Annotated in this window: 20 protein-coding genes; 12 read left to right on the top strand and 8 right to left on the bottom strand. The window is 70.3% G+C overall.

Going from position 1 to position 23,619, the window contains the following annotated elements; genetic code table 11:
• Positions 1 to 8: 8 nt before the first annotated feature.
• The 4 genes from J5V96_RS11530 to leuS all read right to left on the bottom strand — a co-directional run bounded on the left by J5V96_RS11530 (position 9) and on the right by leuS (position 6,391).
• Positions 9 to 2,348: a ComEC/Rec2 family competence protein gene (locus J5V96_RS11530; protein ID WP_208503903.1), complete on the bottom strand. Its 2,340-nt coding sequence runs from the start codon at positions 2,346 to 2,348 to the stop codon at positions 9 to 11.
• Positions 2,345 to 2,986: a ComEA family DNA-binding protein gene (locus J5V96_RS11525; RefSeq protein ID WP_307793607.1), complete on the bottom strand. Its 642-nt coding sequence runs from the start codon at positions 2,984 to 2,986 to the stop codon at positions 2,345 to 2,347. Before J5V96_RS11525 ends, J5V96_RS11530 begins: the two co-directional genes overlap by 4 nt.
• Positions 2,987 to 3,094: 108 nt before the next feature.
• Complete coding sequence (locus J5V96_RS11520; protein ID WP_208503900.1) at positions 3,095 to 3,664, bottom strand: HdeD family acid-resistance protein; 570 nt, start codon at positions 3,662 to 3,664, stop codon at positions 3,095 to 3,097.
• A gap of 156 nt (positions 3,665 to 3,820) precedes the next feature.
• Positions 3,821 to 6,391, bottom strand: a complete 2,571-nt coding sequence (gene leuS, locus J5V96_RS11515) for a leucine--tRNA ligase (protein ID WP_208503898.1) — start codon at positions 6,389 to 6,391, stop codon at positions 3,821 to 3,823.
• Between the two features lie 107 nt (positions 6,392 to 6,498).
• Between leuS and J5V96_RS11510 the strand changes: the two genes are divergently transcribed.
• From J5V96_RS11510 to J5V96_RS11470, 9 genes are all read left to right on the top strand, one after another.
• The gene (locus J5V96_RS11510) at positions 6,499 to 7,140 is read left to right on the top strand and encodes a DedA family protein (RefSeq protein WP_208503896.1); all 642 of its coding nucleotides are present in this window, start codon (positions 6,499 to 6,501) and stop codon (positions 7,138 to 7,140) included.
• 44 nt (positions 7,141 to 7,184) lie between these two features.
• Positions 7,185 to 8,219 (top strand): App1 family protein phosphatidate phosphatase, encoded by a 1,035-nt coding sequence (locus tag J5V96_RS11505; protein WP_208503895.1) that lies wholly within the window; start codon positions 7,185 to 7,187, stop codon positions 8,217 to 8,219.
• 47 nt (positions 8,220 to 8,266) lie between these two features.
• Positions 8,267 to 8,986 (top strand): SOS response-associated peptidase, encoded by a 720-nt coding sequence (locus tag J5V96_RS11500; protein WP_208503893.1) that lies wholly within the window; start codon positions 8,267 to 8,269, stop codon positions 8,984 to 8,986.
• Between the two features lie 40 nt (positions 8,987 to 9,026).
• The gene (locus J5V96_RS11495) at positions 9,027 to 10,316 is read left to right on the top strand and encodes a M18 family aminopeptidase (protein WP_208503891.1); all 1,290 of its coding nucleotides are present in this window, start codon (positions 9,027 to 9,029) and stop codon (positions 10,314 to 10,316) included.
• 2 nt (positions 10,317 to 10,318) lie between these two features.
• Positions 10,319 to 11,209: a 3-methyladenine DNA glycosylase gene (locus J5V96_RS11490; protein WP_208503889.1), complete on the top strand. Its 891-nt coding sequence runs from the start codon at positions 10,319 to 10,321 to the stop codon at positions 11,207 to 11,209.
• A gap of 220 nt (positions 11,210 to 11,429) precedes the next feature.
• Positions 11,430 to 13,061 carry an ABC transporter substrate-binding protein gene (locus J5V96_RS11485; RefSeq protein ID WP_208503887.1) on the top strand — a complete coding sequence of 544 codons (1,632 nt, stop codon included), beginning with the start codon at positions 11,430 to 11,432 and terminating at the stop codon, positions 13,059 to 13,061.
• A gap of 79 nt (positions 13,062 to 13,140) precedes the next feature.
• Positions 13,141 to 14,226: an ABC transporter permease gene (locus J5V96_RS11480; RefSeq protein WP_208503885.1), complete on the top strand. Its 1,086-nt coding sequence runs from the start codon at positions 13,141 to 13,143 to the stop codon at positions 14,224 to 14,226.
• A 1-nt stretch (position 14,227) separates the two neighbouring features.
• Positions 14,228 to 15,253, top strand: a complete 1,026-nt coding sequence (locus tag J5V96_RS11475) for an ABC transporter permease (protein WP_208503884.1) — start codon at positions 14,228 to 14,230, stop codon at positions 15,251 to 15,253.
• Positions 15,253 to 16,896, top strand: a complete 1,644-nt coding sequence (locus J5V96_RS11470) for an ABC transporter ATP-binding protein (RefSeq protein WP_208503882.1) — start codon at positions 15,253 to 15,255, stop codon at positions 16,894 to 16,896. The genes J5V96_RS11475 and J5V96_RS11470 overlap by 1 nt, the downstream gene beginning before the upstream one ends.
• 151 nt (positions 16,897 to 17,047) lie before the next feature.
• Here J5V96_RS11470 and J5V96_RS17295 read toward each other — a convergent pair whose 3' ends face one another.
• Both J5V96_RS17295 and J5V96_RS17420 read right to left on the bottom strand, forming a co-directional pair.
• Positions 17,048 to 17,170, bottom strand: coding sequence for a hypothetical protein (locus tag J5V96_RS17295; protein WP_268927592.1), 123 nt, complete (start codon positions 17,168 to 17,170; stop codon positions 17,048 to 17,050).
• Between the two features lie 21 nt (positions 17,171 to 17,191).
• Positions 17,192 to 17,461 carry a ribosomal maturation YjgA family protein gene (locus tag J5V96_RS17420; RefSeq protein ID WP_208503880.1) on the bottom strand — a complete coding sequence of 90 codons (270 nt, stop codon included), beginning with the start codon at positions 17,459 to 17,461 and terminating at the stop codon, positions 17,192 to 17,194.
• Positions 17,462 to 17,502: 41 nt separating this feature from the next.
• Here J5V96_RS17420 and J5V96_RS11460 point away from each other — a divergent pair, with 41 nt between their 5' ends.
• The 3 genes from J5V96_RS11460 to J5V96_RS11450 all read left to right on the top strand — a co-directional run bounded on the left by J5V96_RS11460 (position 17,503) and on the right by J5V96_RS11450 (position 20,385).
• Positions 17,503 to 18,354, top strand: a complete 852-nt coding sequence (locus tag J5V96_RS11460) for a transposase (RefSeq protein ID WP_208503878.1) — start codon at positions 17,503 to 17,505, stop codon at positions 18,352 to 18,354.
• 98 nt (positions 18,355 to 18,452) lie between these two features.
• Positions 18,453 to 19,289, top strand: coding sequence for a hypothetical protein (locus J5V96_RS11455; RefSeq protein ID WP_208503876.1), 837 nt, complete (start codon positions 18,453 to 18,455; stop codon positions 19,287 to 19,289).
• A 10-nt stretch (positions 19,290 to 19,299) separates the two neighbouring features.
• Positions 19,300 to 20,385, top strand: a complete 1,086-nt coding sequence (locus J5V96_RS11450; protein ID WP_236014754.1) for an FUSC family protein — start codon at positions 19,300 to 19,302, stop codon at positions 20,383 to 20,385.
• A gap of 27 nt (positions 20,386 to 20,412) precedes the next feature.
• Here J5V96_RS11450 and fdhD read toward each other — a convergent pair whose 3' ends face one another.
• Together fdhD and J5V96_RS11440 are read right to left on the bottom strand one after the other, a co-directional pair.
• Positions 20,413 to 21,273, bottom strand: a complete 861-nt coding sequence (gene fdhD, locus J5V96_RS11445; RefSeq protein ID WP_208503874.1) for a formate dehydrogenase accessory sulfurtransferase FdhD — start codon at positions 21,271 to 21,273, stop codon at positions 20,413 to 20,415.
• Positions 21,273 to 23,579: an FdhF/YdeP family oxidoreductase gene (locus J5V96_RS11440; protein ID WP_208503873.1), complete on the bottom strand. Its 2,307-nt coding sequence runs from the start codon at positions 23,577 to 23,579 to the stop codon at positions 21,273 to 21,275. Before J5V96_RS11440 ends, fdhD begins: the two co-directional genes overlap by 1 nt.
• Positions 23,580 to 23,619: the final 40 nt, after the last annotated feature.

Below are 23,619 nucleotides of genomic sequence, written 5' to 3'. Positions count from 1 at the left end.
CACCGATGTCACGGCGCGCGCTCGCGCCACACGCGCACTCCCCCGTCGGCACGAGAGACGAGCACGAGACCCTCCTCATCGGTGCGCTCGATGGTGGCGCCGAGATTGGCGAGCGTGCCCAAGATCTCCGGGCGGGGATGCCCGAAGTCGTTTCCCTCCCCCACCGAGATGAGCGCCAACGGAGCGGCGACCTCGGCATACAGCTGAGGATCCTGATCTGCGCTGCCGTGGTGGGCGACCTTCACCACGTCATAGGGGCCCGCGACGAGCGCCGATCGCAAGAGGGCGGACTGCGCCGAAGCGCCGAGGTCGCCCAGCAGGATCGTGCGCGGCAGGTCCGCGCCGGCGATCTCGAGGACAACGCTCGCATCGTTGCCGGCCGCGAATGCCTTCGACTCCGCGCGGGGCCAGACCACCCTCCAGCGCGCGCCGCCGAGCACCCCGCTGAGCCCGGCTGCCGCGGATACGCGCTCGACGCGCCCGAGGTCGTCGAGCACGCTCCGCTGCTGCGCCTCCTCGACGGGGCCGTGCAAGACGGTGTCGACTCGGTCGCGCAGAGCGCGGGCGCCGCCCGAATGATCTCGGTCGAAGTGCGTGAGCACCAGCAGATCGACGCGCCCGATGCCCAGGCGTGAGAGGCACCGGGCGAGCGGGTCAGGTTCCGGGCCGGTGTCGATGACCGCAACGGCGTCGGCTGAGCGGAGGATCAGCGCGTCTCCCTGCCCGACGTCGCACGCGGCGATCGCCCAATCGGACGGCACGGTGAGCGGTCCCGCGGCACCCCCCAGCGCTACCGCGCCCGACATGGCGCCCGTCCCGATCGCGAGGAGCGCGGCGGCCATGCGACGCATCCGGCGGTCGCGAGCCCGGACGGATCCGGAGCGCAGGATCAGGATGCCGGCGAGCAGCCCCGCGGATGCCAGAAGTACGGCGCCGCCCAGGCCGGGCGGCCAGGTGAGGCGCGCACCGGGGAGCGCAGCGATCGTTTGCGCGGTCGAGGCGATCCACGCGGACGGCACCCACGCGATGGCCGCCAGTCCGTCAGCCAGCGCCGGAAGAGGCGCCGCGAGGCAGGCGGCGAGACCCACCACCGTCACGATCGGGGCGGCGGGATCTGCGAGCAGGTTGGCGAGAACGCCGTACAGCGGCACCTCCGGTGCGAGAAGCACAAGCACCGGGCCGCAGGCGAGCTGTGCCGACAGGGGCACGCTCAGCGCCAGCGCGAGAGGAGCGGGGAGCCAGCGGCTGAGCCCCCGCGCAAGCGGTGCGGCGAGCAGCAGGAGCGATCCGGTTGCGACGACAGAGAGGACGAAGCCGTAGGACGTCGCGAGCCACGGATCCGCGATGAGCAGCACGGTCGTCGCAAGGGAGAGCACCGCGACGCCGGCACCTGTGCGGCCGAGCGCCAGCGCGAGGAGGGCGATCGCGGCCATCGCCCCCGCGCGGATCACACTCGGCTCGGGTGTGACGAGCAGTATGAAGCCGCCCAGCGCCGCGAGCCCCACGGTGATGCGCACCGCCCGCGTCGCGCCGAGCAGCGAGGCGGCGCCGAAGGCGAGGCCGACCACCAGCGCGCAGTTCGCTCCGCTGACCGCGGTCAGGTGCGACAGCGACGACGCCTTCATCGCCGCGTCGAGCTCTTCGGACACGGTTCGGGTGTCTCCCACGGCAAGGCCTGGCAGCAGCATCGCGCCCGGCTGCGGCAGCAGTGCCGCACGCGCGACGAGGGCGTCGCGCAGCCCGGCCGTCAGGTCCAGCCCGAACGCCGGTCCCGCGCGCACCTCGACCGTGCGTGCGAACAGCGTGATCACCGCGCGGTCGCCTGGTTCGGAGGCCTGCGCGCTGCCCTGCACGTGCGCACGCGATCCGAGGTCGAGCACCCCGCCCTCCAGGGCATCCGACGCGACCGTGACCGTCACCGGCGCCGATCCCGTCACCCGCTCCTCACCGCGCCGCGCCATCGACATCTCGGCGTCGAACCAGAGCGCCCCGCCGCGCCGCTCGACCTTCGAGATCACGACGACATCGATCTCGACCGCCCGACCGGCAGCGAGCTCGGACACCTGCCGCCGCCCCGGCTCAGCCAGTGCCACGTGTGCGGCGACCGTCCCCGCGACGGCGCACGCGAGCACGCCCACGGTCCACACCGTCCGGGCAGCGACGGCCCACCATCGGCGCGCCACGACACCGGTCACGGCCAGCCCCCACGCGCTGATTGCCACCCAGGCCGCGGCTGCGGGAAAGAGCACCGCGAAGAGACCAGCAGCCCACCCGACCGCCGCGACCGGTACCATCCGCAGATCACGGCCGCCGAGTTCGGTCTCGGTCTCGGGGATGGGCGGGCTCATCCGACCCTCACGTGATCGCGGAGCGATTCGAGCATCTTGTCGCCGATCCCCGGCACCGCGAGAAGGTCGTCGACGTGAGCGAAGCGGCCGTTCTCCTCTCTCCAGGCGATGATGCGCTCGGCCAGCGCCGGGCCGATGCGCGGAAGCTCTTCCAGCGCGTCCGCGCCGGCGGTGTTGAGATCGATGGTGCCGTCGTCCGCGGCTCCGTCCGCCTGCGGCGCAGCAGCAGAGGGCGCGGCGCCCTTCGCCGGAACGATCAGCTGCTCGCCGTCGGCCACAACGCGCGCGAGGTTCACAGCCGAGCGGTCGGCGTCGTCGGCGAATCCGCCGGCGGACGCCACGGCGTCGACGACGCGCGAGCCCGCCGGCAGCACGTAGAGCCCCGCGACGCGTACGCGCCCGTCAACGTGCACGTAGATCCGCCCTGCCGGGGCGGTGGCGCCCGGAGACGGGGTGGCCCCGGAGATCACGGCGGTGGGCGCGGTGGACCCGCGCCACACCCCGATGCCGATCGTCACCGCGAGTGCGACGAGCACCAGCAGCACGATCGCGCCGAGGCCGAGCTTCAGCCGCCGAGGCGGCTCGGCGATCTCGGGAAGAGGAGCGCGGTCAGCGGGAGTGTCCTCAGCGGCCGTCACGCCTCAACGCTACGAACCCGCGCGGGGCCCGGAGCCTCGCTGAGTTCGCTGGGGGAACCGAGGTCGGAATCCCGCGGCTGGGGACGACAGAGCGCGCGCGTCAGCGGCTCATCGACCCAGCTTGACACCCCGCACGATCTGCACGATGCCGAAGACCACCAGCGAGATGCCGATCAGGAGCCAGACCCAGACCGCCGCGAGCAGCGGCGCGAAGAGCACCGCGATGCCGGCGAGGATGCTGAGAATCGCGTAGGCGATCGTCCACCCGCGCGACGCGGCCACAGGCCCCGCTCCACCCTGACCGCGCGTGGAGAACAGCGTCAGCACCCCATCGAAGATCCAGGAGACACCGAGCATGATGGCGACGAAGAACGCCAGGAGCACGGTCGTGCTCTCGAGATTCGCGAAGGCGACGATCGACGCCGCGATGAACAGCAGTCCGAGAACAGCCGTGCCGATCCGCATCCACACGCCCAGCCCGCGCGAGAAGATCGCCAGAGCGATGTCGACCGCTCCGGCGATGAGCGTGTAGATGGCGATGAAGATGGTGATCGTCGCCGCGGTCTTGAGCGGCCAGGTGAGGATCGCGGCCCCCATCACCACGGCGATGGCGCCGGTGACGATGGTCAGGATGCGCAGCGAGCGGGCGATGTCGACGGGCGGGCTGATCTGGGTCATGCGTGCTCCTCAGGGCTCCAGGGTGGGACCGTTGTCTGCTCCACATCTTGCCCGGCGCACCCACTCAGCGGTAGAGCGCGACTCACGGCGGCGGAGACGCGAGGGCGGGCGACCGGCGAACCGGACGCCCGCCCTCGCGGTCTTCGTCGCAGCGACTCACTTCGTCGAGAAGCTGACCACCTTCGGGACGCGGACGATCGCCCGCACGATCTCGCGTCCGTCGAGCGAGCGGATGACCTTCTCGTCGGCGCGTGCGAGAGCCTCGAGCTCCTCGGCGGAGATCTTCGCCGACACCGACAGCGTCGAGCGCACCTTGCCGTCGATCTGGACGACGGCGACCACCGAGTCCTCGACGAGCAGCGTCGGATCGGCGACGGGCCAGACGGCGAGACCGATCGAGCCCTCGTGCCCCAGGACCTGCCACATCTCCTCGGCGGTGTGCGGCGCGACCAGATCCAGGATCAGCGCGGTCGCCTCGACGGCCTCACGCACCGCAGGGTCCCCGGCGCCCGCGGAGCCGTCGACGGCCTTGCGGATCGCGTTGACGAGCTCCATAAGACGCGCCACGACGACGTTGAACTTCGTCTGCTCGACGAGGCCCGGGACGTCGGCGAGCACCTTGTGGGTGACGCGGCGAAGCGTCGCGTCACCCGCGGCGAAGTCGACACCGGGGTCGGACGAGACCTCGTTGGCCAGACGCATCGCGCGAGAGAGGAACTTGAACGCGCCGGTCGTGGAGACGTCACTCCAGTCCTTGTCGTCCTCCACGGGGCCGGCGAAGGCCAGCGCCACCCGGAGCACGTCGGCGCCGTGCTTCTCGAGCTCCTCGCTGAAGAGCACCAGGTTGCCCTTGGACTTCGACATCTTCGCGCCGTCCAGGATCACCATGCCCTGATTGATCAGGCTCGAGAACGGCTCGGTGAAGTCCACCAGGCCCATGTCGAAGAGGACCTTGGTGATGAAGCGCGCGTAGAGCAGGTGCAGGATCGCGTGCTCGACACCGCCGATGTACGCGTCGACAGGAGCCCAGCGATCGGCGTCCGCCGAGTCGAAGGCCTTCTCGGCGTTGCCGGGCGACAGGAAGCGCAGGAAGTACCACGAGCTGTCGACGAAGGTGTCCATCGTGTCGGGGTCGCGCAGCGCGGGTTCGCCGGTGCGCGGGTCGGTGGTCTCGACCCAGCCCGTCGCCGCGCCGAGCGGCGACGATCCCTTCGGCTTCAGGTCGAGGCCTGCCGCGTCCGGCAGCCGCACGGGAAGCTCATCGGCCGGCACCGGGACGATCTCACCGCTCTGGGTGTGGATCATCGGGATGGGGGTGCCCCAGAAGCGCTGACGCGAGATCAGCCAGTCGCGCAGGCGGTACTGCTTCGAGGCCCGGCCCGTTCCGGCGGCCTCGAGCAGCTCGATCGCGCGGGCGATCGCGTTGCGCTTGGACAGCCCGTCGAGCGGACCGGAGTTGACCATACGCCCCTCGCCCGCCAGCGCCTGACCGGTGACGGCCGGATCCAGGTCGGAGAGGGCGGGGTCAATCGGCACGCCGTCCTCGTCGACCTCGATCACCGGAATGGCGCCCGTGACGGCAGCCGTGGTGTCCACCACGACCTTGACCGGCAGGTCGAAGGCGCGGGCGAAGTCGAGGTCGCGCTGATCGTGCGCGGGCACGGCCATCACGGCACCGTGGCCATAGTCGGCCAGGACGTAGTCGGCGGCCCAGATCGGCAGGCGCTCGCCCGTGAACGGGTTCAGCGCGTAGCGCTCGAGGAACACGCCCGTCTTGGGACGGTCGGTCGCCTGACGCTCGATGTCGGTCTGCTTCTGCGTCTGCTCCAGGTAGTCCTGGAAGCGCGTGCGGGCCTCGGGTGAGGCACTGGCGACCAGCTCGGCGGCCAGGTCGCTGTCGGGCGCGACCACCATGAAGGTCGCGCCGTGCAGCGTGTCGGGACGCGTGGTGAACACCGTCACCTTCTCGGCGCGGCCCTCGATCTCGAAATCGACGTCGGCGCCGATGGAGCGGCCGATCCAGTTGCGCTGCATCTGCAGCACCTTGTGCGGCCAGCGGCCCTCGAGCTGGTTCAGGTCGTCGAGCAGCCGGTCGGCGTAGTCGGTGATCTTGAAGTACCACTGCGTGAGCTTGCGCTTGACGACCGCGGCCCCGCAGCGCTCGCAGTGGCCGTCGACGACCTGCTCGTTGGCGAGCACGGTCTGGTCGTTGGGGCACCAGTTGACCGGGCTGTCCTTGCGGTAGGCCAGACCCCGCTCGTACAGCTGCTGGAACAGCCACTGGTTCCAGCGGTAGTAGTCGTCATCGCTGGTGTGGAGCACACGGCTCCAGTCGAAGGAGGCGCCGTACGCCTTCATGCTGTCGCGCTGCTGCGCGATGTTGGCGTACGTCCACTCCTTGGGGTCGGCGCCGCGCAGGATGGCTGCGTTCTCGGCCGGCAGCCCGAAGGAGTCCCAGCCGATCGGGTGCAGCACGTTGTAGCCGCGGTGGCGCCAGTAGCGCGCCACGATGTCGCTGTAGAGGTAGTTCTCCGCGTGGCCCATGTGCAGGTCGCCCGAGGGGTACGGGAACATCGCCAGCACGTACTTGCGGGGGCGCGTGTCGTCGTCGCCGCCCGCGAGGAAGGTGCCCTGCTCCGCCCAGTACGACTGCCACTTCGAGTGAAGGGCGTGGACATCGAACCCGCCCTCGTGGGGCACGGCGGAGGAAGAATCTGTCTGCGACACGGGTGGTCTTGCCAATCGATCGTGGGAGGGCCGAGATAAAGCGCGTCGGCGCGAGTTCCCAGGGTATCAATCGGCACGCGAGGGCATGCCCGCCCTAGGCTCGTGCCGTGGACGACGCGCTCGGTTGGATCCTCGACGTGGTCGAGTCGGTCGATCCCGTGCTGCGCATGACGATCGCGGGCGTGGCCATGCTGCTCGAGCTCAGCGTGGTGATCGGCCTGATCGTGCCCGGCGACACCATCGTGATCGTGGCGGCGATGGGGGTCACCTCGGTCTGGGAGGGCGTGCTGCTCGCGGCTGCCGCCGCACTCGGATCGCTCGTGGGAGAGAGCATCGGCTTCGGGATCGGGCGGTGGCTCGGACCCCGGATCCGAACCTCCTGGATCGGGCGCCGGATCGGCGAGAAGAACTGGGATCGCGCCGAGCGCTACCTCTCCCGCCGAGGCGGGCTCGCGATCTTCCTCGCGCGCTTCCTGCCCGTCCTGCGCCAGCTCGTGCCGCTCACGGTCGGCATGAGCCATTACTCCTTCCGCAGGTTCATCCTCTGGGCGGCCCCCTCCTGCATCCTGTGGGCGGCTCTCTACGTCGGCATCGCGGCGACGGCCGCGGGGTCGTACCGGGAGCTCGCCGGCGAGGCGCAGGGCGCGGTGTTCGTGCTGGTCGGGGGGCTCATCCTGCTGGTGGGTGTTGTCTTCCTCATCGAGAAGCTCATCTCCCGCTTCGAGAAGCGCCACCTCGACGAAGAATGATCTCGGACTCAGCCCGTTCAGGCGCGCATGGGACACTGGACCGGATGTCCCCGAAAGCCCCCCGAGACAGGATCCTCTGGATCGCCCGCATCGAGCGCCGCGTGCACGCGTGGCGGGAGAGGCGGGCGCGCAGACGCGGCCGCAAGCCGACGGTGCTGCTGTTCCCGGGCTACGGGGGTGACGGCTGGGTGCGGGTGCTCGGCCGGGTGCTGATCGTGCCGCCCGTGAAGTCCACGAAGCCGGGTGAGCGCGCGCGTGTGCGCGGCTGGCGCGCCTTCGCGAGCATCCCGGTCGGCTACGCCACGGTGCGCATCACGATCGGCGGACGCACACACGAGGTGGCCGCGGACGGCGGCGGAGTCATCGATGCGCGCCTCGAGGCCGACCTGCTGCCCGGGTGGCAGAAGGTGGAGGCCTCCGTCGAGGGCAGCGAATCGAGCGAGTCGGTGCTGCAGGTCATCGCGCCGGGCGCGCGCCATGGCGTCGTGAGCGACGTGGACGACACCGTGATGGTGACCGCGCTGCCCCGCCCGCTGCTCGCCGCCTGGAACTCGTTCGTGCGCGACGAGCACGCGCGGCAGCCCGTGCCCGGCATGGCGGTGCTGCTGGGTCGCCTCGCGCGCCGGGAGCCCGGAGCGCCGATGCTCTACCTGTCGACGGGCGCATGGAACGTCGCCCCGACTCTCACTCGCTTCCTGAGCCGGCACCTCTACCCCGCCGGTTCCCTGCTCCTCACCGACTGGGGCCCGACGCACGACCGATGGTTCCGCTCAGGCAGCGAGCACAAGCTCACCAATCTGCGTCGGCTGGCCTCGGAGTTCCCCGATGTGAAGTGGCTGCTCGTCGGCGACGACGGACAGCACGACGACGCGATCTACACGCAGTTCACGAGCGAGCATCCTGAGTCCGTCGCCGGTGTGGCGATCCGGCGCCTCTCCCCCGCTGAGGCCGTACTGGCCGGTGGCCGCACGGCCGTGAACGATCACTCCGGTGCGGACATCCCCTGGGTGACCGCCGACGACGGAGCCGGTCTCGCCGAGCGACTCGAGCACGTCGGACTGCTCCCGCCGGAGAACTGATCCACCCGCCTCCGGCGAATGTCGGAGGACGGGCCTACGCTGGCGGCATGTGCGGACGATTCGTCGTGGCGAAGGCGGGAAACGAGCTCGTGGGCGAGCTGCGGGTGGATCTGGTGGCCGACGAGCTGCCACCGCCCTCGTACAACGTGGCGCCGACCGATCCGGTCGCGGTGGTGCTCGACTCGGCGAAGACCGAGCCACCCACCCGCCGTCTCGAGCCCGCGCGATGGGGCCTCGTGCCCTCGTGGGCCAAAGACCTCTCGATCGGGGCGAGGGCATTCAACGCCCGCTCGGAGGAGCTCGAAGAGAAGGCGATGTTCAAGAACGCGCTGCAGAAGCGACGCGCGATCATCCCCTCGACGGGCTATTACGAATGGCAGCTGCAGGCCGACGGCAAGACGAAGATCCCGCACTTCATCCACCCCGAAGACGGATCTCCCCTGCTGTTCGCCGGACTGTACGAGTGGTGGAAGGATCCGTCGAAGGCCGACGACGCGCCCGACCGCTGGGTGCTGAGCTTCACGATCCTGACCCGCGAGGCGATGGGACCGCTCGGCTCGATCCACGGACGCATGCCGGTGTTCATGGACCAGGACCACGCCGACGCCTGGCTCGACCCCACCGTCGACTACCCGCGCGACGTGCTCGATGCGGCCGTGGACGCCGCGCCCTACGTCGCCGAGACCCTCGCCTGGCATCCGGTCGACACGGCGGTCGGCAACGTGCGCAACAACTCCCCCGCGCTGATCGAGCCCCTCGACTCCTGATCAGGGCTCTCGGTCAGGGCGGCGGGCGATACTGGATGCCATGACCTCCGATCGTGTTCCCGCCGACGCCCGCGCCCACATCGAGGATCTCGCCGCGTTCGTCATGGCCTCGCCGTCGTCGTTCCACGCGGCCGCCGAGATCGCGCGTCGTGCCGAGAGCGCCGGCTGCACCAGGCTGATCGAGACCGAGGCCTGGAGCATCGCGCCCGGCGGCCGCTATGTCGTGGTGCGCGATGGATCGGCCGTGGTCTTCTCGCTCCCCGACAGCGCCGACGGCACCACGGCGTTCACGATCGTCGGAGCCCACACCGACTCCCCCGGCTTCAAGCTCAAGCCCAAGCCCACGACCCTCGGCCCCGGTGAGTGGTGGCAGCTCGGAGTCGAGGTCTACGGCGGCCCGCTCCTGAACTCATGGCTCGATCGCGAGCTCGAGCTCGCCGGCCGTCTCGTCACTCTCGCGGGTGAGGAGCACATCGTGCGCACGGGTCCGCTCATGCGGATCCCCCAGCTCGCGATCCACCTCGACCGGGGCGTGAACGACGGCCTGGCACTCGACAAGCAGCGCCACACGCAGCCGGTGTGGGGACTGGGCGATCCGTTCGACGCCGACATCCTGCAGCTGCTCGGCGACCAGGCCGGCATCCGCGCGGCGGACATCGGCGGCTACGACATCGTGGTCGCCGACACGCAGGAGCCGCGCACGCTCGGGGCCGCCGGCGAGCTCTTCGCCTCCGGCCGCCTCGACAACCTGCTGTCCACCCACGCCGGGCTCGTCGCCCAGCTCGAGGTCGAACCCGAGCGCTCGATCGCCGTGTTCGCGAGCTTCGACCACGAGGAGATCGGGTCGGGATCGCGCTCGGGCGCCGCCGGCCCCTTCCTGGAGGACGTGCTTCTGCGCATCTCCTCCGCTCTGGGCGCCGATGCGGGCCAGCGCGCGCAGGCGTTCGCGGCCTCGCTGCACATCTCGAGCGACGTGGGCCACGCGATCCACCCCAACTACCCCGAGCGCCACGACCCGGTCAACAAGCCGGTGGCGGGCGGCGGGCCGATCCTGAAGATCAACGCCAGCCAGAAGTACGCGACCGATGCGCACGGAGCCGCGGCGTGGAACGCCGCCTGCGAGAGCGCCGGTGTCCCCACCCAGGAGTTCGTGTCGAACAATGCGATGCCCTGCGGCTCGACCATCGGGCCGATCACCGCCACGCGCCTCGGCATCCGCACCGTCGATGTCGGCGTGCCCATCCTGTCCATGCACTCGGCGCGCGAGCTCACCGCCGTGGTGGATCCCTGGTACCTGTCCCGCGCGATGCGCGCGGTGCTCGACCGCTGATCATGTCGACGCTCGAGGCGTCGCCGGCCGTCCGTCTCGCGCCCGCCGTCTGGCACGCCCGAGAGGAAGCCCATGAGGCCCGGGCCGATGCCCTGACCGCCGCGCATCGTGAACGCGCGGCGCGCGGCGAGAAGCACCCCGTGTGGGACTTCCTCTTCACGTACTACGGCTACAAGCCGGCGATCCTGCGTCGCTGGCATCCGGGCGCGCGCTCCGAGCTCGCCGATGCCGCCGACTCTGCCCGCGCCGGCTGGCGCTGGTATGCGCCGGGGTCCGATCCCGGATCTCTCAGGGTGGATGCCGCCGCTTTCGCCGCGGAGAAGGCGCCGCTCGCCCGCCTCATCGAGATCATGCTGCGCCGCACGGCGGAACGCCCGGGGCGCTTCGACTGCTTCGGCCTGCACGAGTGGGCCATGGTGTACCGCCAGGACGAGCACCGGCACCCCGTGCCCCTGCGCCTGGGGCAAGCCGACACGGACGCGGTCGTCGACAGCCACGAGCTCAAGTGCTCGCACTTCGACGCGTTCCGCTTCTTCACCCCCGACGCGGCGCCCCGCAACGCGATGGCGCCCACGCGCGACCGGCAACCCGAGATGGATCAGCCCGGCTGCCTGCACGCGGGCATGGATGTCTACAAGTGGGCCGTCAAGCTCGGCCCACTCGTGCCGGGCGAGCTGCTGCTGGACGCGTTCGAGTTGGCGCGTGACATCCGGCAGCTCGACATGGAGGCCGCGCCCTACGATCTGAGTGCCTGGGGCATCGAGCCGGTGCGCATCGAGACGCCCGAGGGCAAGGCCACCTACGTGCGCCGTCAGCGCGTCTTCGCCGAGCGCGGCAACGAGCTGCGCGCACGCATCCTCGACGCGTGGCGCCCGACGTCGCCGACGTCCTGAATCGGGGCGAAGCGTCCGCAGGATGTGTCCGGCATGTAACAGTCTGATCGGCGACACGCCGGATTCGTGATCAGAACGGTCGATTCTGAGCGGCGGACACGTCCATTCCCTGATCCATGTGTAAGCATGGGCCGCATCGCGCCATCCCCACCGGCGCAATCCCCCCCGGATCACCGGTCACCACAGCGACGTGTGATCCGCTTCTAGAAAGAGGCACCCCATGGGCACCACCAGCAACAGGCGCCGTCTCGCGCTCGTCGCTGTCGTCCCGGCGGTCGCGGCGCTCACCCTCGCGGGCTGCGCCAGCGGCGGCGGCGATGGCGACGGCAACGCGTCCGGCGGCGACAACCTGATCCTCGTCGGCACCACCGACAAGGTCACCACGCTCGACCCCGCCGGCTCCTACGACAACGGCTCGCTCGCCGTGCAGACGCAGGTCTTCCCGTACCTCGTCAACACGAACTACAACGAGACCGATGTCGTGCCCGACCTCGCCGAGTCGGCCGAGTTCACCTCGCCCACCGAGTACACGGTCACCCTTCCCGAGGGCCTGAAGTGGGCGAACGGCAACGAGCTCACCTCGAGCGACGTCAAGTTCTCGTTCGACCGCAACCTCAAGATCGCCGACCCGAACGGCGCCTCGTCGCTGCTGTACAACCTCGAGTCGGTCGAGACCCCCGACGACACCACGGTGGTCTTCACGCTCAAGACGGAGAACGATCAGGTCTTCCCGTTCATCCTGACGAGCTTCCCGGGTGCCATCGTCGATGAGGAGACCTTCTCGGCCGACGCCATCACCCCCGACAAGGACATCGTCGACGCGAACGCCTTCGGCGGCCCCTACACGATCAGCTCGTACAAGTTCAACGAGACGGTCGAGTTCACCCCGAACCCCGAGTACAAGGGTCTGCTCGACGCGCCGGCGAACGACGGCGTGATCCTCAGCTACTACTCCGAGTCGTCGAACCTCAAGCTCGGCGTGCAGCAGGGCGACGTGGACGTCGCATACCGCAGCCTCGCGCCGACCGACATCGCCGATCTGCAGGGCGACGAGGAGCTCACGGTCCACGAGGGCCCGGGCGGCGAGATCCGCTACATCGTCTTCAACTTCAACACGCAGCCGTTCGGCGCCACGACGCCCGAGGCCGACCCGGCCAAGGCGCTCGCCGTGCGCCAGGCGGTCGCGTCGCTGGTCGACCGCGAGGCGATCAGCGACCAGGTCTACAACGGCACCTACACGCCGCTGTACTCGTACGTGCCCGAGGGCTTCGCCGGCGCCACCGACGCGCTCAAGGGTCTCTACGGCGACGGTGAGGGCGGCCCCGATGCCGCCAAGGCCAAGGAGCTGCTCGACGCCGCCGGCGTCGCGACCCCGGTCAAGTTGAGCCTGCAGTTCAGCCCCGACCACTACGGCCCCTCGTCGGGTGACGAGTACGCCCTCGTCGAGCAGCAGCTCGAGGCCGACGGCCTGTTCGACGTCGACCTGAAGTCGACGGAGTGGGTGCAGTACTCCAAGGACCGCACCGCCGACGTGTACCCCGCCTACCAGCTCGGCTGGTTCCCGGACTACTCGGACGCCGACAACTACCTCGCGCCGTTCTTCCTCAAGGAGAACTTCCTCGGCAACCACTACGACAACCCCGAGGTGAACGACCTGATCCTGAAGCAGGCCGTGACCCCGGATGCCGCCGAGCGCACCGCCATGATCGAGGACATCCAGGCCAAGGTGGCCGCGGACCTCTCGACCGTGCCGCTGCTCCAGGGCGCCCAGACGCTCGTGTCGCAGTCCGACATCGAGGGCGTCGTCCTCGACGCGTCGTTCAAGCTGCGCTTCGCGCCGCTGACGCGCTGACGCACTCGGAAGGGGCGGTCTCAACCCGAGACCGCCCCTTCCTCATGCTCCGCCCTCTCCACCCGAAGGACATCCCGTCGTGACAGCCCTCACCGCTGATCCGGCCCCCGCATCGACCGGCGCCGCGCGCCGCTCGCGATCGGGCGGCTCGCTGGGTCGGTACATCCTGATCCGGTTCCTGCTGATCTTCCCGACCGTGTTCATCCTGGTGACCACGGTGTTCCTCTTCATGCGCCTCACGGGCGACCCGCTCACCGCGGCCCTCGGCGGTCGGCTGCCGGCCGACCAGCTCGCCGAGCGCATCCACGCCGCCGGCTATGACCGGCCGCTCATCGTGCAGTACTTCGAGTACCTCGGCCAGATCCTGACCGGCAACTTCGGCACCACGATCACCGACAACCAGCCGGTCGCCGAGCTGCTGCTGCGGTATGGCGGGGCGACCCTCGAGCTCGCCATCTACGCCCTGCTGATCGCCTTCATCGTGGGCATCCCGCTCGGCATGATCGCCGCCGCGGTGCGCGACCGCTGGGGCGACGCCGTACTGCGGGTGTTCGCGATCCTCTGCTACGCGACGCCGGTCTTCTTCGCCGGCCTGCTGCTCAAGCTGATCTTCTCGGTGTGGCTGGGGGTGCTTCCGACCTCGGGCCGCGCATCGCCGCGCGTCGAGATCGCACTCGGTCGACTCGAGGACCCGACGGGCATCTACCTGATCGACGCGATCCGATCCGGCTCCGCCACCGCCATCGGCGACGTGCTCTCGCACGCCCTGCTGCCGGGCATCGCGCTCGGCCTGCTGACCGCGGGCGTGTTCCTGCGTCTCGTGCGCACCAACGTCATCGGCACGCTGTCCATGCCCTACATCGACGCGGCCCGCTCGCGCGGCATCGGCGAGGTGCGCCTCGTCAGCAAGCACGCCTACAAGCCGGCGCTCATCCCGATCATCACGGTGATCGGCATGCAGATCGCCATGCTGCTGGGTGGGGCCGTGCTGACCGAGACCACCTTCGAGTGGCAGGGTCTCGGGTTCCAGCTCTCGCACTACCTGGGCGCGCGCGATTTCGTCGCCGTGCAGGGCATCGTCGCACTGCTCGCCGTGATCGTCGCGGTCACCAACTTCGTGGTCGACATCATCGCGGCCCTGATCGACCCCCGGGTGAGGTACTGACATGACCACCACCACCGACGCCCCCACCACCGGCGGCAAGGTGCGCGCGCTCCTGCGGCGCCTGCCCATCGTCCACCAGTACCGCCAGTCGGTCGGACTGCAGCGAGGAATGCTCACCGCGGGTCTGGTGATCTGCGGTGTGTTCCTCGTGACCGCGCTCTTCGCCCCGCTGCTGGCCCCGTACGGTTTCGCTCAGCTCCAGGCGGGCGGTGAGCGCTTCGGCGCACAGCAGCCTCCGAGCGGCGACCATCTGCTGGGCACGACCGTCGGCGGCTTCGACGTGCTCTCCCGAGTGATCTGGGGAACGCAGACGGCGCTGCTCGTCATCGTGATCGCGGTCGTCCTGTCGATCTTCGCGGGCATCCTGCTGGGTCTGGTCTCCGGCTACTTCGGCGGCTGGATCGACCGCGTGCTCGTCGTCATCGCGGATGCCGTGTTCGCCTTCCCGACCCTGCTGCTCGCGATCGTCGCGGCCATCGTCATCACGGGCGGCCAGTCCGATCTGTTCGGCGGTGTGCTCGCCGCCTCCATCTCGATCACCGTGGTCTTCATCCCGCAGTACTTCCGGGTAATCCGCGCCGAGACGATCCGGATCAAGGCCGAGGCCTTCGTGGAGTCCGCTCAGGTGATCGGCGCCTCGACGGGTCGTGTGATGTTCCGTCACGTGCTGCGCAACGCGACCCGCATCCTGCCGCTGATCTTCACGCTCAACGCGTCCGAGGCGATCCTCACGCTCGCAGGGCTCGGGTTCCTCGGCTTCGGCATCCAGCCCACCAAGGCGGCGGAGTGGGGCTACGACCTCAACCGGTCCATCGCCGACGTCACGAGCGGCATCTGGTGGACGTCGGTCTTCCCCGGCGCGGCCATCGTGCTCGTGGTGCTGGGCATCACCCTGGTGGGCGAGAGCCTCAACGACCTCGCCGACCCGCGTCTGCGCACACGCCGGCGCGCCAAGGCGACCACTCCGGCCGACGCCGCCGCGGCGACCACGCCGATCGCCCGACAGGACATGGGAGAGGTGCTGTGATGAGCATCGACACCGGCAAGCTCGCCGTCGACATCCGGGATCTGCGGATCACCTTCGCCACCGACGGCGGCGACGTCGCGGCGGTCAAGGGCATCGACCTGGACGTGCGTCCGGGCGAGGTGCTCGCGGTCGTCGGCGAGTCCGGATCGGGCAAGACCGTCACGGCGCGCACGATCCTGGGCCTGCTGCCCGAGACCGCTCGCATCGAGGGCGCCGTGGTGCTCAACGGCACCGACATCGTTCCGCTCACGGGCCCGCGCCTGCGGGAGCTGCGCGGCAGCGAGGCGGCCATGATCTTCCAGGAGCCCATGACGGCGCTCAACCCAGTGTTCACCGTGGGATGGCAGATCGCGGAGGGCCTGCGCGCACACAGCAGCATCTCGAAGCGCGACGCACGCACGAAAGCGATCGAGATCCTGCGCAAGGTCGGCATCCCCGAGCCCGAGAAGCGCGTGGACGACTACCCGCACCAGTTCTCGGGTGGCCAGAAGCAGCGCATCGTCATCGCGCAGGCACTCGCGCTCGAGCCGGCGGTCATCATCGCGGACGAGCCGACGACCGCGCTGGATGTCACCGTCCAGGCGGAGATCCTGGACCTGCTGCGCCTGGCGCGCGACGAGTTCGGCACGGCGATCCTGCTCATCACGCACAACATGGGCGTGGTCGCCGACCTGGCCGACCGCGTGGCCGTGATGTACCTCGGCGACATCGTCGAGACGGCTCCGGCGACCCAGCTGTTCGCGGCTCCTCAGCACGAGTACACGAAGAGACTGCTCGGCGCCGTGCCACGGCTGGAGATCGCGGACCGCCCGTTCACCGGAGACGCGTCGGCGGAACCCGTCGTCGCGGCCACGGGGCTCGAGATCGAGTACCCGGGGCGTCTGGGCAAGAAGGCCTTCAAAGCCGTACAGGCGGTCGACTTCGAGATCCGGCCCGGCGAGGTGCTGGGTCTGGTCGGCGAGTCCGGATCGGGCAAGACCACCATCGGCCGTGCGATCGCGGGCCTCGCGCCCGTGACAGGCGGATCGCTGAGGGTGCTCGGCCACGAGATGCGCGGCATGAGGGAGCGCGAGTTCCGGGCGAAGCGCCGCGATCTCGGGTTCGTGTTCCAGGATCCGGCGTCGAGCTTCAATCCGCTGCTGACCATCGCGCAGTGCGTGGCCGAGCCGCTGATCGTTCACGGACTGGCGCGCAACGCCGCCGAGGCCCGTGACCGGGTCGACGAGCTGCTCGAGGCGGTGCAGCTGCCGAAGGCCTTCGGCGATCGCTTCCCGCACGAGCTCTCGGGCGGGCAGCGACAGCGCGCGTCGCTGGCACGCGCTCTCGCGCTCGATCCGAAGCTGCTCATCGCGGACGAGCCGACCTCGGCGCTCGACGTGTCGGTGCAGGCGAAGGTGCTCGACCTGTTCACCGAGCTGCAGGAGCGCTTCGGGTTCGCGGCGCTGTTCATCACGCACGATCTCGCGGTCGTGGATCTGCTCGCACACCGGGTGGTCGTGCTGCACCAGGGGCGCATCGCGGCTTCGGGCGCCACCGCTGAGGTGCTCGGCAACCCGCAGGACGACTACACGCGCCGCCTCATCGCGTCGCTGCCGGTGCCGGATCCGGTCGAGCAGGCCGCCCGTCGCGCCGCGCGCGCCTGACGTTACGCTCGCCGCGCCCGTCCGGATCCGTCCGGGCGGGCGCGGTCGCGTCCCTCGCGCCGCTGGCGCCGCTTGGCGACGACTGGCGCCGCTTGGCGCCGCTTCGTGAGGAGATATCCCGACTCCCGGATCCGCTGGCCTGATCCTCTCCTCAGGAGCGGATCTCTCCTCGTCTGCGCACGCCGACAGCCGCGTCGACCGCACAGGCCACCGCGACTCCGAGCGCGTAGAAGAGCAGGTCCGTGACAGCGAAGACGTTGCCGAAGACCAGCATCAGCGGGCGCCAGGCCGCGCCCTAGACCTCGGGCAGCCCGGTGAGTTGGAAGAGCTCGATCGCCGTGCACCACGCGAGCGCGCCGGCCGCCGGCTTCCACGGGGCGGCACGCGGAACGAGGAACGCGGCGAGCAGATAGATCAGGGCGGCGTAGAGCGCGTCGCCCGCAGCGTCGGAGAGGAAACCGGCGGGGGCGAGCTCGCTCACGGCGAGACCGGCCGCGACGACGAGGATCGCCGCGGCCACCACGGCGGCCCGTCGAGAACGGGACGAGGACGGATCCGGGCGCACGTCGCGACCCTAGCGGACACGCCGTGCGGCAGGATCGGCGTATGGCATCCGATCCGCTCGTCGACGTCGCCTGGGAGCTGTATGACCTCGCGCCTGCGTCGTTCACCGCCGAGCGCAACGCACGGGCCAAGGCCGCCAAGAGCGACGACCCGGCCCTCGCCACGCGCATCACAGCGCTCAAGCGCGCCTCCGCGGCAGCGTGGATCGTGGGGCAGCTGGTGCGCCATCGCGCCGCGCGACTCGGGGAGGTGCTGGAGCTCGGTGCCGAGCTGCGGGATGCGCAGCAGGATCTGGATGCCGCCACCCTCACCCAGCTCACCCGAGACCGCCGCGCGCTCACCGCGGCGTTGGCCCGGGAGGGCGCCGCCCTCGCCGAGGCGAGGGGCGTCAACGCCCCGTCGTCGGTTCTCGACGAGGTGTCGCAGACGCTTCAGGCGGCGATGGCCGACGCGAACGCCGCCGCCGCCGTGACCTCGGGGCGACTCATCCGCGGGCTCGAGGTCGTGGGCTTCGACCCCGTCGATCTCGATGGTGCGGTGGCCGGCCCCGCCCCCGACGGATCGTCCGCGCGCGAGCCGCAGGTCGACGAGCTCGCGGCACGACGTGCCCGTCGCAATGCGGAGCGGGCCGTGCGCGCGGCGGAGAAGGACCTCGAGCGCGCGGAGCGTGAGCAGGAGACCGTGCACAGGCAGGTCGCCGACCTCGAGCATCAGCGTGACGACGCACGCTCGCGCCTCGACGAACTGCGCAGACAGACGGCGGAGGCGGAGCACACCATCAACGCCGCTGAGGACAAGCTGCGGGGACTCGCCGCGCGCGTGGAGGAGGCGGACGACACCTCGAGCGCCGCCCGCGCGGCGCTTGACGAGGCCCGGGCCGCGCTCGAGGACTGACCCATCCGCGGCGCGGGACCCTCCGTATCCGCGGCGAGTTCTCTCACCGTCGCCCGAGGCTGTGCGCACGACGGCGCCAGGTCGGACAGGATAGAGGCATGACCTCCCCCGCTTTCGGCCTGCTCCTCGACGTCGACGGCCCCCTGGCCAGCACCGTCACGCGCTCGCTGCGCGTGCCCTCGATCGCGGCCGATCTCGTCGCGATCGCGAACGCCGGCTGCCCCGTCGTCTTCAACACGGGCCGGTCGGATCGGTTCCTCGCGGAGCAGGTCATCCCCGGGCTCGTCGAGGCCGGCCTCGCCGGCGATGCGCCGGTCTGGGGCATCGGCGAGAAGGGCGCCACGTGGTTCTCGGTGACCGACGGCGAGATCGGCGAGCTGCAGATCGACGAGACCATCGCCGTGCCCGCTGAGCTCACCGCCCTGTGCCGGGAGATCAACGACCAGCACCTCGACCTCATGTTCTGGGACGACACGAAGCGCACGATGGTGTCCCTCGAGCAGAACCTCGACGTCACGAACGCCGATTACCTCGCCCGCCAGCCCGAGGTCACCGCGCAGCTCGACGACGCCATCGCCCGGCTCGGCCTGCAGGACAGCTTCTACACGGTGCCGACGATCATCTCGATCGATCTCGAGCACCGCGCGGCCGGCAAGGCCCGCGGCGCCGAGCGCGCCATCGCTCTCGTCACCGAGCGGATGGAGGTGCCGCACCGCTGGTTCACCGCCGGCGACTCGAACGGCGACTACGACATGGCTGCCTGGCTGCACGACAACGGCTACGAGGCCACCCACCTCGACGTGCGCCCCTCGGGAGCGGACCGCGAAACCGCCTTCCCAGTGCTGCGCGAGGTGCCGACCTTCGGCGAGAACCACGCCGAAGACGACATCACCGCGGCCTACCTCACGCGTTGGCGCGCGGAGCTGGCGGTCTGAACCGGAGCGCATGCGGATGACGGCCCGGCGGATCCGGCTCCCCCGTCTGCGCGGCCTGCTCGAGGGCCCGCGGATCGCTCTCGCCCTGCGCACGGCCATCGCCGCCGCCCTCGCGTGGTACCTGGCGCCCTACGTGCCGCTCGCAGAGGACGACTACTCGTACTACGCGCCGCTCGGTGTGCTCGTGAGCATGTACCCCACGCTCGCGGGTTCCGCGCGCTCGGGAATGCAGACGCTGGTGGGGCTCGCCGTCGGCATCGCGCTGGGCTTCGGCGGCATCGCGGTCACCTGGCTCGGCGCGCCGGGAATCGTCGCCCTGGCTCTCGTGGTCGGCGTCGGCGTCTGGCTCGGCGGCATCGCATCGCTCGGCGCGGGTCGCGACTGGGTCGCGATGGCCGGCTTGTTCGTGCTGCTGCTGGGAGGTGCGACCCCCGAGGAGTTCTCGCTCTCCTACATCGTGACGATGGCCTTCGGCGTCGCCGTCGGGCTGCTGGTGAACCTCGTGCTGTTTCCTCCGCTGTATCTGCGGCAGGCCGCCGCCCGGCTGTCTCATCTACGGGACGCGGTGGCGGGGCACCTGCACGATGTGGCCGACGCGGTGGCGCAGCACCGGATCAGCTCGGACCAGTTAGCCGGGATCGTCTCGGATCTGCGCACCACCGTCGAGGAGGTCACGCAGGCGGTCGAGGACGCGCACGAGAGCAGCCGGGCGAACCCTCGTGCTCGCGGGCACATCGAAGAGCGCGACCTCAACAGCCGACGTCTGCATGCCCTCGAGCGCACGGTGTTCTCGGTCCGCGACCTCGCCGACGTGCTCGCCCGGGCAGACGAAGAGGGCACCTCGCCCGAGCGCGCCCTCAAGCCGCTCACGGCCGCGATCCATGCGGTGGCCGAGCTCGTCGCCGAGCCCGCGGGCACCGAGCGCGCCGCCGAGCTGCTGCGCGCCGCCGACCAGGCCCTCGCGGACTACACCGCGGTGCTCGATGCGGCGCCGACCGCGACGGGTCCCACCGCCGTGCCCTCGGATGTCGCGTCCGAGCTCACGGCCGCCGTGTGCCTGCGCCGGATGATCGACGCGAGCCGCCCGTTCGTGTGAGTCACCGGATCCGGCCTCTTCTCGCCTTCAGCGTGTGACCTGCTCCATCGCCGTGGGGGCGACGGGCACCACAACCCGCTCGGCGCCGGCGTAGAGGTTCATCGAGGCTCCCCGCAGGAAGCCGACGAGCGTGATGCCCTGCTGCTCGGCCAGCTCAACCGCTAGCGACGACGGCGCGGACACGGCCGCGAGCACGGGGATGCCCGCCATGGCGGCCTTCTGCACGAGCTCGAAGCTCGCGCGCCCCGACACCATCAGCACGTGGCCACGCAGGGGCAAGAGATCGTTCGTGACGGCCCACCCGACGACCTTGTCGACGGCGTTGTGACGCCCCACGTCCTCACGCACCACAACGAGCTCGCCCGTGGCGGCGTCGAACAGGCCCGCCGCGTGCAGTCCGCCGGTCTTGTCGAAGACGGCCTGATGGGCCCGCAGGATGTCCGGAAAGGTCGCGAGCATCTCGGCGGGAACGCGGATCGGATCGTCCGAGGCCGAATGGGACGTGGTCTTCTGCACCGCCTCGATGCTCGCCGTGCCGCATACCCCGCACGAGGAGGTCGTGTAGAAGTTTCGCGGAGCCGGAGCCGGCACACCCGGGGCCAGGGCTACGTCGAGCACGTTGTAGGTGTTCTCGGCGCCGCCGGTGCCCGGCCCTCCGCAGTGGATCGCAGAGCGGAAGTCGCTCCCGCGGTGCACCACGCCCTCCGAGACGAGGAAACCGGCCGCCAGCTCCACGTCGTGCCCCGGGGTGCGCATCGTCACCGACAGGGGCTCACCCGCCACGCGGATCTCGAGGGGCTCCTCGACCGCGAGGGCATCCGGGCGGCGTGATGTCACGCCCGACAGCGAGATCCGGACGACGGGGCGACGCTGGACGATCCGGCCCATCAGACCCGCTTCTCCAGGCGCACCACAACCGCCTTGGATGTCGGTGTGCCGCTCACGTCGGCGGTCGAGTCAAGGGGCACCAACACGTTGGTCTCCGGATAGTACGCCGCGGCGTTGCGGCGCGGAGTGTCGTACGGCACGAGGCGGAAGGCCTCTGCCCGCCTCTCCTCGAGCCCCGTCGGCCCCTGCCACTCGGACACGAGGTCGACCACCTCGCCCGCGGCGAAGCCCAACTCGGCGATGTCGGCCGCGTTGATCAGCACCACGCGACGCCCGTCGTGGATGCCGCGGTAGCGGTCGTCCTTGCCGTAGATTGTGGTGTTGTACTGGTCGTGCGAGCGCAGGGTCTGCAGCAGCAGGCGCCCGTCCGGGATGAACGGGTACTCCAATGCGTTGGCCGTGAAGTTGGCCTTGCCGTTGTGCGTCGGGAAGCGGCGCTCGTCGCGCGGTCCGTTGGGAAGGTAGAAGATACGGCCCTTGTCGATGCGCCTGTCGTAGTCCTCGAACCCGGGGATCACGCGTGAGATGTGGGCGCGGATCCCGGCGTAGTCGCTCTCGAGTGCGCGCCAATCGGCACGCGGAGCGCCCGGCCGATCCGCGAACACGAGTTCGCAGAGGCGGGTCAGGATGGCCACCTCGCTCAGCAGGTCGTCGGATGGCGGCGCGAGGCGACCGCGCGAGCCGTGCACGGCGCCCATGGAGTCCTCCACACTCACGCGCTGGTCGACACCGGCGCGACGGTCGCGGTCGGTGCGGCCGAGGGTGGGCAGGATGATCGCGCGCCGCCCGTGCACAACGTGCGAGCGGTTGAGCTTGGTCGACACCTGCACCGTCAGTTCGACGTTGCGCATGCCCTGCTCGACGACGCGCGTGTCCGGGGTGGCGCTGACGAAGTTGCCCCCCATCCCCATAAACACCTTGACCTTGCCGTCGCGCATGGCGCGGATCGCCTCCACGGTGTCGTAGCCGTGGGCGCGCGGCGAGGTGAACGCGAACTCTTCGTCGAGCGCGGAGAGGAAGGACTCGGCGGGCTTCTCGTAGATGCCCACGGTGCGATCACCCTGCACGTTGGAGTGGCCGCGCACCGGGCAGACGCCCGCCCCCGGGCGACCGATGTGGCCCTGCAGCAGCAGCACGTTGACGATCTCGCGCAGCGTCGGCACCGAGTGCTTGTGCTGTGTGAGCCCCATGGCCCAGCACACGATCGTCGCCTTCGAGCGCCGCGCGAGCTCGGCGATCTCCCGCAGACGGGGCTCGGTGAGGCCGGTCGCCTCCTCGAGCTGCACCCAGGGGATGTCGACGATGTGGGCGGCGTAGTCGGCGAAGCCCGCGGTGTGCTCGCGGATGAAGGCCTGATCCAGCACGCCGCCCTCGCGGTCCTCGGCCTCGAGCAGATGCTTTCCGATGGCTTGGAAGAGGGCCTGGTCGCCGCCGAGCCGGATCTGCACGAAGTCGTCCGCGAGCTTCGTACCGCCCAGCAGCACGCCCTTCGGCGTCTGCGGGTTCTTGAACTGCAGCAGGCCCGCCTCCGGCAGGGGGTTCACGGCGACGATCGTCGCGCCCCGCTCCTTGGCCTTCTCGAGCGCGCTCAGCATGCGCGGATGGTTCGTGCCGGGGTTCTGCCCCGCGACGATCAGCAGGTCGGCCTCGTGGATGTCGACGATCGACACCGTTCCCTTGCCGATGCCGATGGTCTGATTCAGTGCCGACCCGCTCGACTCGTGGCACATGTTGGAGCAGTCGGGCAGGTTGTTCGTGCCGAGGCCGCGCACCAGCAGCTGATACAGGAAGGCCGCCTCGTTCGACGTGCGCCCCGAGGTGTAGAACACGGCCTCGTTCGGGTCGTCGAGCTCTCGCAGGGCGGTCGCGATGTGCCCGAGAGCCGCGTCCCACGAGATCGGGCGGTAGTGCGGCCCGCCCTCATCGAGCAGCATCGGCGTGGTGAGCCGGCCCTGCTGGCCGAGCCAGTAGTCATCGTGCTCCGAGAGCTCGCTCACGCTGTGGCGGGCGAAGAACTCGGGCTCCACACGGCGTAGGGTCGCCTCCTCGGCGACAGCCTTGGCGCCGTTCTCGCAGAACTCGGCGGTGTGCCGGCGATCCTCCTCCGGCCAGGCGCATCCGGGGCAGTCGAAACCGTCCTTCTGGTTCACGCGCAGCAGCGTCTGCGCGCTGCGCACGAGGCCCATCTGCTCGACCGAGATCTTCAGGGCGTGCACCACGGCCGGTACTCCGACGGCGCTCGTCTCGCGCGCGCCGACACGCAGCTTCGACTCGTCGATGTCCTGGGTGGGAGGCCTCGTCGCCATGGCACCTCTTTCGTCTCCTCCAGGCTATCCCCCGCCGGAT

Origin of the sequence: Microbacterium stercoris (assembly GCF_017592545.1) — a bacterium.
Taxonomy (GTDB): Bacteria; Actinomycetota; Actinomycetes; order Actinomycetales; family Microbacteriaceae; genus Microbacterium; species Microbacterium stercoris.
Note: the sequence above shows the minus strand (reverse complement) of the source record. Positions and strands in the feature narration are given on the sequence as shown.